This is a genomic window from Ruegeria sp. YTSC004 (assembly GCF_059609805.1).
The window spans coordinates 256,422-272,478 of the sequence record NZ_JBXWMJ010000003.1; the positions used below are offsets into that span (position 1 = coordinate 256,422).

Annotated in this window: 17 protein-coding genes; 8 read left to right on the forward strand and 9 right to left on the reverse strand. The window is 57.5% G+C overall.

The genetic code is table 11. The annotated features are described in order from the left end of the window. Nucleotides 1-34: 34 nt before the first annotated feature. The 5 genes from AC2FFP_RS08220 to AC2FFP_RS08240 are packed head-to-tail and all read right to left on the reverse strand — an operon-like array spanning nt 35 to nt 4,626. On the reverse strand, nt 35-2,173 hold the full coding sequence (locus AC2FFP_RS08220; protein WP_496844943.1) for a hypothetical protein: 2,139 nt from the start codon (nt 2,171-2,173) through the stop codon (nt 35-37). Further along, nucleotides 2,170-3,039 carry a flagellar motor stator protein MotA gene (motA, locus tag AC2FFP_RS08225; protein ID WP_496765596.1) on the reverse strand — a complete coding sequence of 290 codons (870 nt, stop codon included), beginning with the start codon at nt 3,037-3,039 and terminating at the stop codon, nt 2,170-2,172. The genes AC2FFP_RS08220 and motA overlap by 4 nt, the downstream gene beginning before the upstream one ends. 46 nt (nt 3,040-3,085) lie before the next feature. Beyond that, nucleotides 3,086-3,661 carry a MotE family protein gene (locus tag AC2FFP_RS08230; protein WP_496765591.1) on the reverse strand — a complete coding sequence of 192 codons (576 nt, stop codon included), beginning with the start codon at nt 3,659-3,661 and terminating at the stop codon, nt 3,086-3,088. Beyond that, nucleotides 3,658-4,119: a hypothetical protein gene (locus tag AC2FFP_RS08235; RefSeq protein WP_496844944.1), complete on the reverse strand. Its 462-nt coding sequence runs from the start codon at nt 4,117-4,119 to the stop codon at nt 3,658-3,660. The genes AC2FFP_RS08230 and AC2FFP_RS08235 overlap by 4 nt, the downstream gene beginning before the upstream one ends. A 9-nt stretch (nt 4,120-4,128) precedes the next feature. Beyond that, a complete protein-coding gene (locus AC2FFP_RS08240) occupies nt 4,129-4,626 on the reverse strand; it encodes a flagellar basal body-associated FliL family protein (RefSeq protein WP_496765584.1) in 498 nt (165 codons plus the stop codon). A gap of 119 nt (nt 4,627-4,745) precedes the next feature. Between AC2FFP_RS08240 and fliF the strand changes: the two genes are divergently transcribed. Genes fliF through fliP form a run of 4 tightly spaced genes read left to right on the forward strand, consistent with a single transcriptional unit; the run spans nt 4,746 to nt 7,942 of the window. Beyond that, nucleotides 4,746-6,335: a flagellar basal-body MS-ring/collar protein FliF gene (gene fliF, locus AC2FFP_RS08245; RefSeq protein WP_496844946.1), complete on the forward strand. Its 1,590-nt coding sequence runs from the start codon at nt 4,746-4,748 to the stop codon at nt 6,333-6,335. Next, nucleotides 6,335-6,931 (forward strand): FliH/SctL family protein, encoded by a 597-nt coding sequence (locus AC2FFP_RS08250; protein ID WP_496880887.1) that lies wholly within the window; start codon nt 6,335-6,337, stop codon nt 6,929-6,931. Before fliF ends, AC2FFP_RS08250 begins: the two co-directional genes overlap by 1 nt. Next, nucleotides 6,924-7,211 (forward strand): FliM/FliN family flagellar motor switch protein, encoded by a 288-nt coding sequence (locus AC2FFP_RS08255; protein ID WP_496765577.1) that lies wholly within the window; start codon nt 6,924-6,926, stop codon nt 7,209-7,211. Before AC2FFP_RS08250 ends, AC2FFP_RS08255 begins: the two co-directional genes overlap by 8 nt. Then, entirely contained in the window at nt 7,211-7,942 is a 732-nt protein-coding gene (fliP, locus tag AC2FFP_RS08260) for a flagellar type III secretion system pore protein FliP (protein ID WP_496880888.1), read from the forward strand. Before AC2FFP_RS08255 ends, fliP begins: the two co-directional genes overlap by 1 nt. A gap of 4 nt (nt 7,943-7,946) precedes the next feature. On the opposite strand, the gene AC2FFP_RS08265 is transcribed toward fliP, so the two are convergent. After that, on the reverse strand, nt 7,947-9,389 hold the full coding sequence (locus AC2FFP_RS08265; RefSeq protein ID WP_496765570.1) for a sensor histidine kinase: 1,443 nt from the start codon (nt 9,387-9,389) through the stop codon (nt 7,947-7,949). Further along, nucleotides 9,386-10,117, reverse strand: coding sequence for a response regulator transcription factor (locus AC2FFP_RS08270; RefSeq protein ID WP_496739520.1), 732 nt, complete (start codon nt 10,115-10,117; stop codon nt 9,386-9,388). The genes AC2FFP_RS08265 and AC2FFP_RS08270 overlap by 4 nt, the downstream gene beginning before the upstream one ends. Nucleotides 10,118-10,334: 217 nt before the next feature. On the opposite strand from AC2FFP_RS08270, the gene AC2FFP_RS08275 reads away from it, so the two are divergent. Genes AC2FFP_RS08275 through AC2FFP_RS08290 form a run of 4 tightly spaced genes read left to right on the forward strand, consistent with a single transcriptional unit; the run spans nt 10,335 to nt 14,504 of the window. Next, a complete protein-coding gene (locus tag AC2FFP_RS08275) occupies nt 10,335-11,579 on the forward strand; it encodes an ABC transporter substrate-binding protein (RefSeq protein WP_496777257.1) in 1,245 nt (414 codons plus the stop codon). A 57-nt stretch (nt 11,580-11,636) separates the two neighbouring features. After that, nucleotides 11,637-12,509, forward strand: a complete 873-nt coding sequence (locus AC2FFP_RS08280) for a carbohydrate ABC transporter permease (RefSeq protein ID WP_496765563.1) — start codon at nt 11,637-11,639, stop codon at nt 12,507-12,509. Beyond that, the gene (locus AC2FFP_RS08285) at nt 12,502-13,401 is read left to right on the forward strand and encodes a carbohydrate ABC transporter permease (RefSeq protein WP_058279072.1); all 900 of its coding nucleotides are present in this window, start codon (nt 12,502-12,504) and stop codon (nt 13,399-13,401) included. The genes AC2FFP_RS08280 and AC2FFP_RS08285 overlap by 8 nt, the downstream gene beginning before the upstream one ends. Before the next feature lie 5 nt (nt 13,402-13,406). Next, complete coding sequence (locus AC2FFP_RS08290; RefSeq protein WP_496880889.1) at nt 13,407-14,504, forward strand: ABC transporter ATP-binding protein; 1,098 nt, start codon at nt 13,407-13,409, stop codon at nt 14,502-14,504. A 71-nt stretch (nt 14,505-14,575) separates the two neighbouring features. On the opposite strand, the gene AC2FFP_RS08295 is transcribed toward AC2FFP_RS08290, so the two are convergent. Then, nucleotides 14,576-15,175, reverse strand: a complete 600-nt coding sequence (locus tag AC2FFP_RS08295; protein ID WP_496726405.1) for an MlaC/ttg2D family ABC transporter substrate-binding protein — start codon at nt 15,173-15,175, stop codon at nt 14,576-14,578. After that, entirely contained in the window at nt 15,165-15,992 is an 828-nt protein-coding gene (locus AC2FFP_RS08300; RefSeq protein WP_496844954.1) for an MlaA family lipoprotein, read from the reverse strand. The genes AC2FFP_RS08295 and AC2FFP_RS08300 overlap by 11 nt, the downstream gene beginning before the upstream one ends. Nucleotides 15,993-16,057 lie beyond the last annotated feature (65 nt).

Sequence of the window (16,057 nt, forward strand, 5' to 3'; positions counted from 1 at the left end):
AAACCGTGAATGCAGGTGGCGGCGACCTGATCCGCTATTGGTCCACCTTCGCAAGCAAATCCAGAATGTGCTGGCGTGTTTTTGCGCTGTCATCCAACAAGCCCTTCGCGTCAGCTAAAGGTTTATCCTGCATTCGTGTTGGCGGAACGGACAGGAGCTGCGTTGTTTGCTGAACTGCGAGGAACTTTGTGTCGCGTTCGGGCTCGACCGTTTCCGGATGATCGGCCAACCAAAAGAACCGATCGGCTTTTTCGTCTGCACCCACAGCCCGCAAAAGCTGACCAGCTGCCACGTAATCGTCCGTCATCTGCAATGCTTGCCCTCGCAAAAGCTGGGCCGCGTCTGATGGATCGTCGGCCAGCTCCAACATCGCTTGATGTGGTCGGCGTTGCAGTAAGGCAGCGCGCGCGCGTAACCGTGCCCTTTCTGCGCGTCGGACCTTGTCCTGTGGCCGGCTGGCCAACTCCAGCGCCGCGTCCGCAAAACCAAGGGTGACCAAACGCTCGGCCATCGCCACGCTTGTATCTGTGACTAGCGCCAGTTTCTGCTCGGGTGTCAGGGTAACGACCCGTCTAAGGAATGTCGCGTCGTCGGCGCGTTCGGTCAGGATTTGGGCGACGCGGTTCAACGTTTCGATGGCATTGGCCTGTGTATCTTGGGCGCTCAGCAGATCCATCGCCATGTCGAACTCATGGCTTAAGCTTAACGCAACGATCTGTGTTTGCAGCATGCGCGGCCCGATTTCAGACCGGCGAAACTCCACGACGTAAGAGGCCGCAAGATCAAGTTCTTGCGGAGATATTGCCCCACGTTCCGACCATCGCTTGTCGACCAGTCGCGTAAGCGCAATCGGTGCCTCCAACTCTGCACTCGACGCGGCGATGATCTCGTTCAACAGAGCTTCTGACTTCGGGCCGTCGCCTTCGGCAGCCGCGACCTTGGCCTTGGCTTGGGACGTATCGGCGCTGTCCTCAGTCGCAACGCGGTCGACCGCGCGCAACACGCGCCTTGCTGGTTCAAGTTTCCCAGCATCTGTCAGAATTTCCGCCAATGTCGGCCCAACATGACGGCGCAGATGGGCGGGCAAGCGCGCAAAAGACTGTTCGATCGATTGCAAATGGGCCTCTTCCTGCAGCACTCCTTCGATCAAAAGAGCCCAAAGCGCGGCGTCGCTTTCACACCGCTGAAGACTGGTAAACGGGTTCGGATGGGACGGCTGTGCGCCATCAAGGTACCGGGCTATGGCGGCAACCCGATCTGTGTCCGGCGCATGCCGCCCAAGCAATTCAAGCGTCCGAAGAGCCTCTGCGCCGAACCCGAAATTGGCGTATAGCTGCGCCAGCTTCAGCGTTTCATCTTCGTCGAGATGATCGAATTCTTTGAACAAGGCGGCGCGCAACGAAGCCACCTGTTCCGGAAAGGGAGTTGCCCCAGACCAACGGTCAAACCCAAGCTCAGCGCTTGAGATGCAGGGTGGGCGTTGTTCAAGCTGCGGCAGGGATGGCCCTAAAAGTTCATTCAAGCCGTCCAGAACGGATGTCACATGAATATTCGCATTAAGATCTGAGGGGCTAAAGGGATCGTTCTTGGGGACCGACAGCCTTGGTCCGACTGGAGCAAGCCTCAAATCAACGACTTCCCGGTCAGAACCGCGCAGTAGCAGGGTAGAGAGCTGTTCTTCAAATCGTTTTGCGTTCAGGCTTAGCAGTGGCAATTCGAGACTCTGCAGATTTTGCGCAACCAACGGGTCTTTCTCTTTGGACGCTTTGGGCAAAACAGGCGACGGTATATCAGTGCTGATTGTGGGTGGCGCCGAGCCTGGTGCAATATCCACCACGATCATCGTGCCCTTGAACAGAAAGGCATTGGCAACACAGTCGCAGCCAAATTGCATATCAAGTGCCGCGCCCGGTTCGAACTGAGAGATCGCGGCCAAGCGGTTTTGCGTCAAACGCTGGAAAACGGCTGCTGTGTCGAAGTTTACCTTTTCCAGTTGGACACTCAGACGCGCACCATTTTTCTTGTGCGACAGCATCCATTTAGTGCCCGGTGGAACCTGTGCGACCAGTCGCGTATACCCATCATGTTCGCCCGAGCGTACCTGCACATTTTGTGCTTGAACCTGCGCTGCCGCGGCGGTTAGCGCCAAAGCAAGAAAAACTGTCCGGATCATGCCGCTGCCTGTTTGAGTTCCTTCAACGCATCTTCCAGCTCAGAAAATCCGGGTCGGTTATGTGTCGGCGTGTTCTGGCGGCCAACTTCAATGCACATGGCTGCGTTATGGTTGTGCAGGTTGGCGACCAGAACCTCTTTGATCAGCTGATAAAAATGGTTGTCCTCTTCGACCACCGCTTTCAGCTTGCCCGCGAACGGGCCAACCAGCCCATAGGCCAGAAACACGCCCAGGAATGTCCCGACCAAAGCGCCACCGATCAGTTTACCCAGCACTTCGGGTGGTTGGTCAATGGACCCCATCGTCTTGATTACGCCCAAAACGGCGGCCACGATCCCAAGTGCGGGCAAACCATCGGCGACGGTTTGCAGCGCGTGGCTGGAATGCATGGCGTGGTGAAAATTGGTCTCCATCCGTTTTTCCAGCACTTCTTCAACTTGATGTGGATCGTCGTAATTCATCGACGCGGATCGCATGGTGTCGCAGATCAGATCGACAGCTTCCTTGTCCTTTTGAATCTTCGGATAGGCCGAGAACAGGGTTGAGTTCCCAGGGTCTTCGATGTGCTGTTCCACTTCGACCGGATTGGCCTTGGCGATGCGGATCAGAGAAAACAAAAGGCACAGCAGATCGCGGTAGTCTTCGGGTTTCCATTTCGGGCCTTTAAAAACTTTACCCATGTCCTTGATCGTATCTTTGACCGCGCTCAAGTCGTTGCTGATCATGAATGCGCCAACGGCCGCGCCGCCGATCATCATCATCTCGAAAGGGAGCGATTTCATAATGATCGTCATCTTGCCCCCGGCGGCAAGATATCCGCCAAACACCATGGCGAAAATGACGACGATTCCGATGATTCCGATCATGGGCGGTCTCCTGCAATGTCAGATGCGGGGGTAAAGTACATGTGCGCTACTCCTGCGGAGCCGCAGCATTGCGACCGGCCATGATCACACTGATCGTATAGGCGGCTTCGGGGCTGAGACCGGCCAGAACACCTGCTGCTGCGTCAGGTGGCATCCGCGACAGAAAGCCAGCCGCAAAGCCGGGGTCCATGGTTTCGAACAGGGCGGCTGCGTCCTTGGGCTTCATGCTCTGATACACATCCGTCAGGCGCGTCAGATCGGTCTCGGCGGCTTTTTCGGCGAAGGCCAGTGTCTGTCGCAGCGACTCTTCGGCCTCCTGCAAGGCAGCCAGGCGCGTTTCAATCGCCTGATCCGCGATATCGAGCGCCTTTTCCTTGTCTTCCAAAGCGGCCTCTCGTTTTTTGAGTGCGTCTTCGCGGCGTAGCAATTCAGTCAACAATTCTTGCGCACCGGGCTGTTCGGGTTGGCTGCCCCTCGCCAGCGATGGGGCGAGATCGGATCCTTTAGCCAGCGCGGGGCCGGCCTCGAATCCTATTCTGATCGCGGCGGAACCGATCATAAGCATCGCGATCACCGCAAGAACGCCGCCTTTGGGGCGATTTTCCGCCCGCTTCCGCCTCATGTCGCGGCCTCGCTGCGGCTGTGACGCAGGAACATCAACCCACCTGGACGTTTGACCTGAGTCTCGGCTGGCGCGTCTTCTTCAATAACGGGCACTGAGGTGGTTTGGGACTGTTCTTCTGAAACAACCGGCTCAGGTTCTGGTGTAGGGATCTCGGTCGCCTCATCATCGTCCGGCACTACGTCATGCATCGAGGCCATCATCAGCTCAAGCCGCTGCGCCACTGTTTCGGCGCGCTCGGTTAAATCCTTCAGCGCGACGCCAGATTGATCCGAGGCGTCGCGCGCTGAATCCAGTGACCGTTTCAACTCTTCCGCTTGGGATGACAGCACGCTCACGGCACCACCGACGCCTCTTTCAAGGTCGGTAAAGCGTTTCAACCGTCTGGACAGGACGAAACAATAAAGACCCGCACCCAAGGCACCTGCCACCAGCAAAATATCTGCAATCAGCTCCAACTTCGCCTCCTAGTTCAGTACGAATTCCATGACGAGAACATCGCGCACACGGCCTTCACCGACGACGATTTCGACACGCCGTAACAGATGTCCTCGGATGCGCATAAGCGCGAGCGAATCCTCAAGATCCGTTACCTCAATCGCGCGTAGATATCCGTTCAGCACGTCCATGATTCGCGGTTTCATCTTTTCCACATCCGCCATGTACGGCGCGTTCACCTCGAGCTGGGCGTGAAACTTCAGATGTCGCGAATCGCTGGCGTTTACCGACACGACGACTGGGGCAAGGTCAACGAATCCAACCTTTGGCAGAGCCTTGGCAGGCTTGCTTTTCTCTGTTTCCTCGGCGTTTTGTACAACGGGTCTTCCACCTATTGGCAACAGGCCGGTGGTGGTCAGGAAATACCCGCCCGCAGCACCGGCTATCGCCAGAATCGCGCCTATTATCATTCCCTTTTTCCCAGATTTTTCCTGGACTTCTGCCTGTTCTGCAGTCGCGTCGGTCATGACGTCCTCATTCCTACAATCTGCAATCGTCATAACCCGACAGGGACTAACCGATTGTTAAGGGTAATCGTCCAAACAAGGGATGCGTCGCACAGAATGTCGGCGAGTCGGAGGTGATCGTGCAGCAGATCGGAACTGTCTGGGCAAATTTGGACAGGCGTAAACAAATCATTGTCGCGGGCGCAGTCGTGCTGGTGTTTTTGGGGATCCTTGCGATGTCGCGTCTGGTGACAACGCCGTCGATGACCCTGCTTTACGCCGGATTAGAAAGCGGCGCTGCGGGGGATATCGTCCGTTCATTGGATCAGCGCGGGGTGCAGTATGAGATTCGCGGTGGCTCAATCTATGTGCCGGGATCACAACGGGATGAATTGCGCTTGACGCTGGCCAGCGAAGGCCTGCCTGCAACGGGAAACCGGGGCTACGAGCTGCTGGATTCGCTCAGCGGGTTTGGCACAACATCGCAGATGTTTGACGCCGCATATTGGCGCGCCAAGGAAGGTGAATTGGCCCGAACCATTGTAGGCAGCCCCCATATCAGTCAGGCGCGCGTGCATATTGCCAATGGATCAGCCAATCCGTTCCAGCGCAGTGTTGCACCAACCGCATCGGTCTATCTGGTCGCATCAGGCACGGACATCACGTCGGATCAGGCAAAGGCGATCCGGTTCCTGGTGTCGTCCGCAGTCAGCGGACTGGCGCCCGAGAACGTCACCGTCATCGATTCGAATGGCGCAGTGATCGGGGCACAGGACAACCCGGTGTCCGCAGATACCGCTGACGATAAATCGCGCCAGCTGCGCGAGCGGGTTCTGCGTCTGGTCGAAGCCCGGGTCGGAGCTGGAAATGCTGTCGTCGAGGTGAGTGTCGATACGGTGACCAAGACAGAATCAATCCGCGAACGGCGTTTTGATCCCAATGGCCGTGTGGCCATCAGCACCGATGTCGAAGAGCGTTCGGACAGTGCTCGCAACCAATCCGGGGATGTGACGGTTGCGTCAAACCTGCCCGATGGCGATGGCGCGGGCGGGGACGAATCCAATTCGAACGCAACCCAGACCCGAGAACGGGTCAACTACGAGGTTTCCGAAACCGAGCTTGAGGTTCACAACGGTCCCGGCGCGATCAAGCGACTGACGGTGGCTGTTCTGGTAAACGGAACGCGATCCGTGGACGCAAACGGCAGTGAAACATTCACGCCGATGCCGCAGGCCGAGATGGATGCACTGCAAGAGCTTGTGGCCTCGGCAGTGGGCTACGATGCCGAGCGGGGCGACGTTATTACGCTGAAATCGCTGGATCTTCCGGTGGTGGAGCCGCAGGGCAGTTTGGCAACCGCCTCGCTGTGGCAGAAATTTCATATTGACGCGATGTCGCTAATTCAAATGGCAGTGCTGGCGCTGGTTTCGTTGGTGCTTGGTATGTTTGTCATCCGCCCCATTTTGACGCAGCCGGCGACCGTTCCGGCGCTGTTGTCCGCAGGTACGGCTCAGGAACCTGACGCATACCTGACCGGCGAAATTGCGACGGAAGAGGGCGGGCAATTCACCACCTTGCCAGGGCAGGCGCCCACAGGGAACGTTCCGGCGCTTGCGACCGATGCCGGGGCGGACCCCGTGGATCGGCTCAGGGCGATGATCGGCGACAAACAGGAAGAAACAGTCGAAATCCTGCGCAGTTGGCTGGAAGAAGGTGAGGAGCGTGTGTGATGTCGATTGCCCATCTTCTTGAGGATTTCACTTTACAGGCCGGCGGTGGACAGCTGCACGTACTAGATGAGGACGCGTTAGAGGAACAAAGGCTGGCCTCGTTCGAGCAAGGCTATAGCGCCGGCTGGGAAGACGCGGTCCAGGCGCAAGAGCAGAGCCGGGGGCAGGTTTCGGCCGAATTGGCCAAATCGCTCGAAGATATGTCTTTTACCTATCATGAAGCGGTTAACCGGATGGCCCTGTCGCTGGAACCAATGTTTCAGAGCCTGACACAGCTGGTTTTGCCTGAAATGCTGGACCGAGGGTTTGCCGTTCGGCTTGTCGAGCAGCTCACCGATATAGCGCGCGGGCAGATCGGACAGCCCATGCAAATCTTCGTACCCTCAGGTCGTGTGAACGAGGTGGAAGACCTGATCCCCGCTGAGCTGTCATCACCTGTGCAGGTGATCGAAGACCCGTCGCTTGAAGCGGGGCAAGCGCGGCTCAAGGTCGGGGTTTCCCAGCGCGAGGTGGATTGCAGCGGTTTGCTTGCTGCAATCGATCAAGCCTTTCAGGCGTATGTTTTTCAGGCAAAAGAGGCAGTGACCAATGAGTGATCCGCAAACCCCGAAATCCGAGAAGCCCAACCCGTTTGAGGCCGTTCCGATTGAAGTCACCGTATCGGTTGGCCGGGCGCGCCCTTTGATCCGTGATCTGCTGAACATGGGGGAAAACGCCGTGCTGATGCTGGACAAACGCATTGAGGATCCGGTTGACCTGTATGTCGGCGACCAGCTTGTCGCACGCGGTCTGCTAGAGGAGATGGAGGGCGAGCACGCCGGTCAGCTGGCCGTGCGACTGACTGAAATCGCGGATCTGCAAAACGGGATCGGCTGATGCGCCGGTTTCTAATTCTGGCGGTCGCGTTTGCGGTTTTGACCCCGTCTTTGACCACGGCGCAGGAGTTGTCTGTTTCGCTGGGCGAGGGCGGTTCGATTTCTGCGCGCACGATTCAGTTGATCCTGTTGATCACCGTGCTCAGCCTGGCTCCGGGATTGGCGATCATGATCACCTGTTTTCCGTTTCTGATCACCGTTTTGGCGATCCTGCGCCAAGGTATCGGGTTGCAGCAATCTCCTCCCAATATGCTGATTGTCAGCCTGGCGTTGTTTCTGACTTATTTCATCATGGAGCCGGTCTTTTCCGAAGCCTGGACAACAGGAATTCGGCCGTTGGTCGATGAAACGATGGAGGTCGAGCCTGCATTGGAGCGTGCATTACAGCCGTTTCGCGGTTTCATGGCTGCGCGATTGGACCCCGATTCGTTTCACGCCATGGCCGCCCTGCGCCCCGGTGGTGATGCCACAACGCTGTCGCCCGACGCGCCGCTGTCCATCCTGATGCCATCCTTCATGCTGTCCGAAATTGCGCGCGCTTTTCAGATCGGGTTTCTGGTCTTTCTGCCATTTCTGATCATCGACCTTGTGGTTGCGGCGGTGCTGATGTCGATGGGGATGATGATGGTGCCGCCAGCCACAGTGTCCTTGCCGTTTAAACTGGCGTTTTTTGTCATCGCCGACGGGTGGTCCCTGATCGCCAGCGCGCTTGTGCGCAGCTATACCACCTAGTTTTTTACTGCCGGGCGATTTGCAGACAGGCGCGCAGGCCGCAGTCGCCGGCCTCAAAGCGCATTTCTCCGCCATGCTGTTCGGCCACGGTGGCGGCAATTGTCAGGCCCAAACCATAGCCGTCGGACGATCCGGTGTTGGACCCACGACGAAATGGAGCCATCAGGTTTTCGATGTCCTCCACCGACAGATCGGTGCCCTTATCTTCGACCGTGATCGTCGCGGTGGTCGCATCGGTCGCCAACTGCACTTCGGCGTGTCGACCATATTTCAACGCGTTGTCGATCAAATTGGTCAGCGCACGCCTAAGCGATATGGGTCGCGCCATGACCAGGACGCGGCGTGTTTCGGTCAGCTGCCCGTGTCCGCGCCGGGACATGAAAACCGATGTAACCCCATCGACCGCGACGGGGTCGATCTTTTTTAGTGTCACGGGTAGGTCCATATCCTGATAATCGGCGACCAGAGCCTCGACCAAAGAGGTCAGAGAAATCTGGCGCGGTTCCTCAACATCCAGTTCGGATCGCGTATAGGTCAGGACACTTTCGATCATGCCCGTCATCTGATCTACATCCGCCTCGAGCTTTTCGCGTAGCTCATCGTCGGGGATCAGGGCGGCACGCAATCGCACGCGGGTCGCAGGGGTGCCCAGATCGTGGCTGACACCGGACAAGACCGTCGCCCGCTTTTCAAGCTGCGCGCGCTCGGCCTCAAGATGGGCGTTCACCGCCGAGACGATATCGCGCAGTTCATCCGGGCCATCCGCCTCATAGCTTTCCGGCCCACCAAGGCGCTGCCTTTCGCGCAACGCGCGGGCAAATCGGGTGAAGGTATCTGAGACGTTACTGACTGCGGATAAGATGATCGCCATTGCGACGATCCCCATAAGAACTGCGGGCAGACGTAAATCCATTGGGGCCGCCTGACAGCCCCAGATCTGGGTCCCGTCGACCTGATGCCAGGCCTCGCGTCCAAATTTCGCGATCAGGATCGGCTCACTGCAATATGTCGCCAGCAACCGGGTCAGGTTCCCCATCTTTTCAGGCCCGGTTTGATCATTGCCTGAAACAATGTCCGACACCGGATAAACCAACCGGTTGGACAGAATCGCCACGGTTAATTCACGCCCGCTGAGCGGCGAGGAACTGTCGGTTAGGATCGAAAGGTTGGTGACGAAACGGCGGTTTGAAAACCCGGGCAACCGCTGAAATTCACCATTTTCGGCAAGAGCAGTATCCTGGGGCGGCAAGGGCGTTATCGACAACCCCTCGGAGGGGGCCATGCCTGTTCGCAACTCTTCGTAGACGGTGAACCCTGCTACAAAGGATTGCAGCAGGTAGTCGTTCCAGGCGCGCGCCGAAGCGAACCATAACCCTGCAGACAGCAAACCGGCAGCAAAGGCTGAAAGGGTCCAAAGCCACCCCAGATTGCGCAGGCGCAGCGTCATTCTTCGACCGAAATGTCGGCGGCAAAGATATACCCGACCCCGCGTTCCGTACGCAGCATTTGCGGATCTTTAGGGTTGGTCTCGATCTTGGATCGCAGGCGACCGACCAGCATGTCGATGGCGCGGCCCTGCGCTTCGGACTTGTCACTGTCCCCTGTTACATCCAGCGCTGCGACGATTTCATCGCGGGTCAGCGGTATGTGCGGGTTGGCCAAAAGCACCTTGAGCAGGGCGGTTTCCCTTTGTGACAACGCGACCAAATAGCCTTCGGGCGAATGTAAATCATCACGCTTGCCATCATAGACCCAGCCGTCAAATCGGAAAGTGCGCGTTCGGCGTCGATAGGCCAGCGAAGACGAGCGCCGAGCGCGTTGCATCACTGCCCGGACGCGGGCAAGCATCAGTTGCGGGTTGAACGGCTTGGCAATGTAGTCGTCTGCGCCAACTTCGTATCCGGCCATACGCTGATGGTCGGCAGACAGGGCCGAGACCAGAATGATTGGCACATCCTGTTCGCGCCGCAGCCGCGCACAGATGTCGATGCCGTTTTCGTCGCCCAGCATGACATCCAGCAGGATCAGGTCTATCCGCCCGTTGGACAGGTGCGCTCGAATTTCCTGTTCAGAACTGGCGGGCAGCGCGATGAAGCCGTTTTGCTGCAGTAACTGCGTCATCATCGACCGCATCTCTGGGTCGTCATCCACCACCAGAAGCCGCGGAATGCTCACTCTGTCTTTCCTCCCGATCTTTTCCCTCTGTCGTTGTCCATTGTAACGAATGGAAACAGATTCAATGCCAACGTAACACGCTGTAACAGAAGTGGTGAAAATTTGGGCCGTTTCCGTGCTTTACTATGAATTCCGCTTTGCCAGACGGCGATCAGACCACAGTAATAGCGCCATCGCTGCTTTGGCAGTCACTGAGTTCTCAGGGAGGAGACAAAAAATGAAGCGTTTTGCATTTGCCACCGTTTCGACTTTGGCCGTTGTGGCCGGATCGTCCGTTGTGGCCGAGCCGCAGGCGGAAGTACTGCACTGGTGGACCTCGGGTGGTGAGGCCAAGTCGGTTGCCGTTCTGCAGGAAGAATTCGCCTCGAACGGCGGTACCTGGACCGACATGCCCGTTGCGGGTGGCGGTGGTGATGCGGCAATGACCGCGCTGCGCGCCCGCGTTCTGTCCGGTAACGCGCCGACCGCAGTCCAGCTGAAAGGCCCTGCCATTCAGGAATGGTACGAAGAAGGCGTTCTGGCCGACATTTCGAACGTGGCCGAGGCAGAAGGCTGGGCGGATGTCCTGCCTGCGTCGATCGCGGGCCATATGATGTGCGAAGGCACTTGGTGCGCTGCACCCGTGAACGTGCACCGCATCGACTGGATCTGGGCGAATGCCGATGTTCTGGCAGCAAACGGAATCGAAATGCCCACCACATGGGATGAGTTCAACGCAGCGGCCGAAAAACTGCAGGCAGCTGGTGTGATCCCGCTGGCCCACGGTGGTCAGGCCTGGCAGGACGCGACCGTGTTTGAGGCGGTCGTCATGGGTATTGGTGGACCAGAATTCTACCAGAAAGCCCTGGTCGATCTCGACCCCGAAGCATTGACGTCGGACACAATGGTACAGGTCTTTGACCAGATGCGTACCATGCGTGGATATGTTGACGAAAACTTCTCGGGTCGCGACTGGAACCTGGCCACCGCCATGGTGATGAATGGCGAGGCCGCTTTCCAGATCATGGGTGACTGGGCCAAAGGTGAATTCCTGGCCGCTGGTAAGAAGCCCGGCGAAGATTTCCTGTGTGCCTCGACCCCCGGTGACGGATATCTGTACAACGTCGACAGCTTTGCCATGTTCGAAGTTGAAGGTGACGACAACCGCGCCGGCCAGGAACTGCTGGCCAAACTGATCGTCGCACCGAACTTCCAGGAAGTGTTCAACCTGAACAAGGGTTCGATCCCTGCACGGACTGACGTAGCGCTGGATGCCTTTGATATCTGCGCGAAAATCTCGGCAGAAGACATGGGTACGACCTCGGCAGGTGGTTCGCTGCTGCCGTCTTACGCCCATGGCATGGCGCTGCGCGGGTCGCAGTCTGGTGCGATCACGGATGTTGTGACCGCGCATTTCAACTCGGATATGTCCTCGGCTGACGCGGTTCAGCAACTGGCGGACGCAGTGGCCAACAGCTACTGATCCAAAACGCTCTGCCCCCTATACTGAGGGGCAGAGCACTTTTCCCCGGAGGAAAAAATGTCCGAATGGCTGGAAAACCACCTGCCCAAGGTGGTGCTGGCACCGTCGTTCATCGCCGTATTGATTTTTGTCTACGGATTTATCGGATGGACCGCATGGGTGTCGCTGACCCGATCGAAACTACTGCCGAAATACGAGATCCATGGCTTCATTCAGTATGAACGCCTGTTCGATTCCCCTCGCTGGGATACGGCAATCAACAACCTGTATATCTTTGGCGCGCTGTTCATCGTGATCGCGATGGTGCTGGGCCTGCTACTGGCCATCCTGTTGGATCAGAAGATCCGCGTCGAAGGGGTCATTCGCACCATCTACCTGTACCCGATGGCACTGTCGATGATCGTGACCGGCACCGCATGGAAGTGGATCCTGAACCCAGGTCTGGGCATTGAATCCATGGTGCAGGGCTGGGGCTTTCCGAATTTTGAATTCGATTGGCTGGTGAACCCCGATTACGCCATCTACACGATCGTGATTGCCGCGATCTGGCAGAGCTCGGGCTTTGTTATGGCGCTGTTTCTGGCCGGGCTTCGTTCGGTGGATGGTGAAATCATCAAAGCCGCACAGGTCGATGGTGTCCCCACATGGCGCATCTATACGGCGATCATAATACCGTCGATGGCACCGATCTTCCTGTCTGCCTTCATCGTGCTGGCCCACCTTGCGATCAAGAGCTTTGACCTTGTCATCGCGCTGACAGGTGGCGGTCCGGGATACGCGACTGATCTGCCAGCCACATACATGTATGCCATGGCGTTTTCGCGCGGCGATATCGGTCAGGCGGCGTCTTCCGCAATGATCATGATGCTGGTCGTCTTTGCCATCGTGGTTCCATATCTTTATTCAGAGCTGAGGGCGAAAAATGACTGATCTGTCGATGCCCCAAACCCAAACTCGCTCGCAGAGCGCCACTGGCAAGATTGCCCTTCGTTGGCTGCTTTACGTCCTGCTGGGCCTGTTCGCGCTGTATTACCTGATGCCGCTGTTCGTGATGTTGACGACATCGCTGAAAAGCCTTGAGGAAATCCGCACCGGGTCCCTGATCTCACTACCGCGCGAAGTCAGCTTTGATGCTTGGAAAACCGCATGGTCCGGGGCTTGTACCGGTATCCAGTGTGAAGGTCTGCGGCCTTACTTCTGGAACTCGGTCCTGATCGCTGTGCCTGCGGTGTTTTTGTCCACCCTGATTGGTGCGCTGAACGGCTATGTCGTGGCGCAGTGGCGGTTCAAAGGCGCGAACATCATCTTCTCGCTGATGCTGTTTGGCTGCTTTATTCCGTTTCAGGTTGTTCTGCTGCCAATGGCGCGGCTGCTGGGCATGATGGGGATCGCCGGAACCATTCCGGGCCTGATCTTTGTCCACGTGATCTATGGCCTTGGCTTCACTACGCTGTTCTTCCGCAACTACTATGTCACCATTCCGGCCGAGCTGACCAAAGCCGCTCGGGTCGATGGGGCAGGCTTTCTGCGGATTTTCTGGTCGATCTTCCTGCCGCTGTCGCTGCCCATCATCGTGGTGACAGTGATCTGGCAGTTCACGCAGATCTGGAATGACTTCCTGTTCGGCGTGTCGTTCAGCCAGGCGGGCACGCAGCCCGTGACTGTGGCGCTCAACAACATCGTAAACTCCACCACCGGCGTTAAAGAATACAACGTCGACATGGCCGCCGCGATTATCGCGGGGCTGCCGACGCTGCTCGTCTATGTCGTTGCCGGTAAGTATTTCATCCGCGGCCTGACCGCCGGTTCTGTGAAGGGATAAGACCCATGGCTCCCATCCTTGATATCAACAAACTCTACAAGAATTACGGCGCAACCGAAATTCTGAAGGACATCAACATCTCGATCGAACCGGGTGATTTCCTGGTGCTGGTCGGCCCCTCGGGCTGCGGTAAATCCACCTTGCTGAACTGCATTGCGGGGTTGGAGGAAATCACCGACGGGACACTGGCGATTGGCGGCAAAGACATGACCCATGTCAGCCCCAAGGACCGCGACATCGCGATGGTGTTCCAATCCTACGCGCTGTATCCGACGATGAGCGTGGCCAAAAACATCACCTTCGGCATGAAGGTGCGCGGGGTCGATCAGGCCACGCAGGACGCCAAGCTGAACGATGTGGCCTCTCTGCTGCAAATCGAGCCGCTGCTCAACCGTCGTCCCAGCCAATTGTCGGGTGGTCAGCGCCAGCGGGTGGCGATGGGTCGGGCGCTGGTGCGCGACCCCAAGCTGTTCCTGTTCGATGAACCGCTGTCGAACCTCGATGCCAAGCTTCGGGTTGAGATGCGGACCGAGATCAAGAAGCTGCACCAAACCTTGGACGCTTCTATCGTCTACGTGACCCACGATCAGATTGAGGCGATGACGCTGGCCACCAAAATCGTGGTCCTGAAGGGCGGTATCGTGCAGCAGATCGGCAGCCCGGCCGAGATCTACAACAATCCGGCCAATCTGTTTGTCGCCGATTTCATGGGCTCGCCGGCAATGAATCTGATCCCTGCGCAGGTCACAAAAAACGGATCGGGTACACAAATCGTCATCTCGCGCGATGCCGGGGAAACTCTGGTTCTGAACGATGCGCGCGATCTGGCGTTGCCCGAGGATGTGATCCTGGGTTTGCGCCCCGAGGATATTGCCGAGGCCGGTTTCCGTGCCGGTGATGGCGTGCAGGAAGCGGCGTGCATGGTCGATATGGTCGAACCCGCAGGGGCCGATACCTATGTTGTCTCAGAACTGGGCGGCAAGCAGGTGACCGCAAGGCTGCACGCGGAAACCAGTGCTCAGGCGGGCAAGATGCTGAACCTGGCCTTCGATATGAGCAAAGTATCTTACTTCGCCAAGGAAACCGGCGAGCGCCTGAATTGAACTAAGAAACGCCGCGCGAACCCTATCGCGCGGCGTTTTTCTTATACTTAACCGGGTTGGCTGACCTTGGTTTAGCCCATGTCCTTGATCAAACGGTTCAGGTCGCCGCCACGGGCGTCCAGCATAGCGCCAACCTCGGTTCGTTCGGTCAGCAGCATATTCACCCCTTCGATGAACATGTTGAAGAACTTGTCGCGGCCTGATTTGTCCGAAACCAGGAATGTCACCTCGAACGGGGACGAGCCCTGCAGCTTAACCGAGGTGCGTACCTCGTAACCGGCCTTGATTTTCCGGGCTTTCCGGACGGTGACTTGCCCACCAATGAATTCGCGGAAACGTCGACCATACTTGTTCGAGATATAGCCCTGAAACGCTTTGGTGAACTGCTTCAACTGCGACGGGCTGGCCGAACGGGCGTCCGCCCCCAGCACATAACGTGCCATGATCGGCACATCGGCATATTGCACAAAGACCTTTTCGAAATCGCGGATCATCGCCTTTTCGGATTTGCCCGAGGCGATAATGCGGTTGATGTCATCCACGACACTGACGACCAGAGCCTTGGCGCTGGCTTCAGTCTGGGCAAAGGCGGAAAAAGGCAGGGCGGTCAGTGCCAGGCCAGCAAGGCCTGTGGCGACAAAACCGCGCCGGTTCATATGGTTACTCGGCATAGGGGTCCTCATAGGGGTCCTCGTATGGGTCTAGGTAGGGATCTCTGACAGGGTCGGTCCCATTGTCTGCATAAGGGTCGTCGTAAAGACCCAGATAGGTTTCTTCGTCGTCTCTCGCCAGTTCGAAGCGGCGATTTTGTAGGTAAATGGTCCGCGCTTGTGCATAACTGTCGGCGCTTTCATATAGGATCGAGTCGACCGTGTCTGAAAAACGCCCCCGATCACCCATCCGGCGCACGACCTCGGCATAGACACCGATATTGTCGACCGGACGGACCGGAGAGAAGTTGATCGGGTTCGAGAACAGGTTGACGATAACGCCAATCGAGTCCCGCTGCGTTGACGGACCATAGAGCGGCAGCTCGACATAAGCGCCCTCGCCAAAACCCCAGACGTGCAGCGTTTCACCGAAATCGGTATCCACAGGCGGAAGGTTCAACTCGTCGGCGGGGGCTGACAACCCCAGGCCACCAACGGTCGTGTTGATCACAAATTGCAGCAGTGCATTGCCCGACTGCTTGAGGTTGCCTTGCAGCAGGTAGTCCACGGCTTGGCCCGGCATCGTCAGGTTTTCGGCAAAATGGTTGAAACTGGTCACCATCGAGTCGGGCACGATCTTTACGTACCCTTTCGAGGCGGGACGAAACAGAAACCGGTCGACGCCAAGGTTGAACTTGTGGATGCCCCGGTTGTTGCGTTCATACGGATCAAATGCTTCACCCTGCTGAACACCCTCCGGAGGGCGTGTGGTGCAGGCGCTGAGAACTGCCAATACGGACACAACGATCAGGGGTTTTAGGTTGATTCTGCTCAACACGATCTTTGCCACTCCAAAACGTTCGGACAGTCCGCGCCCGAACACTTAATCAATACTCTTTTTGG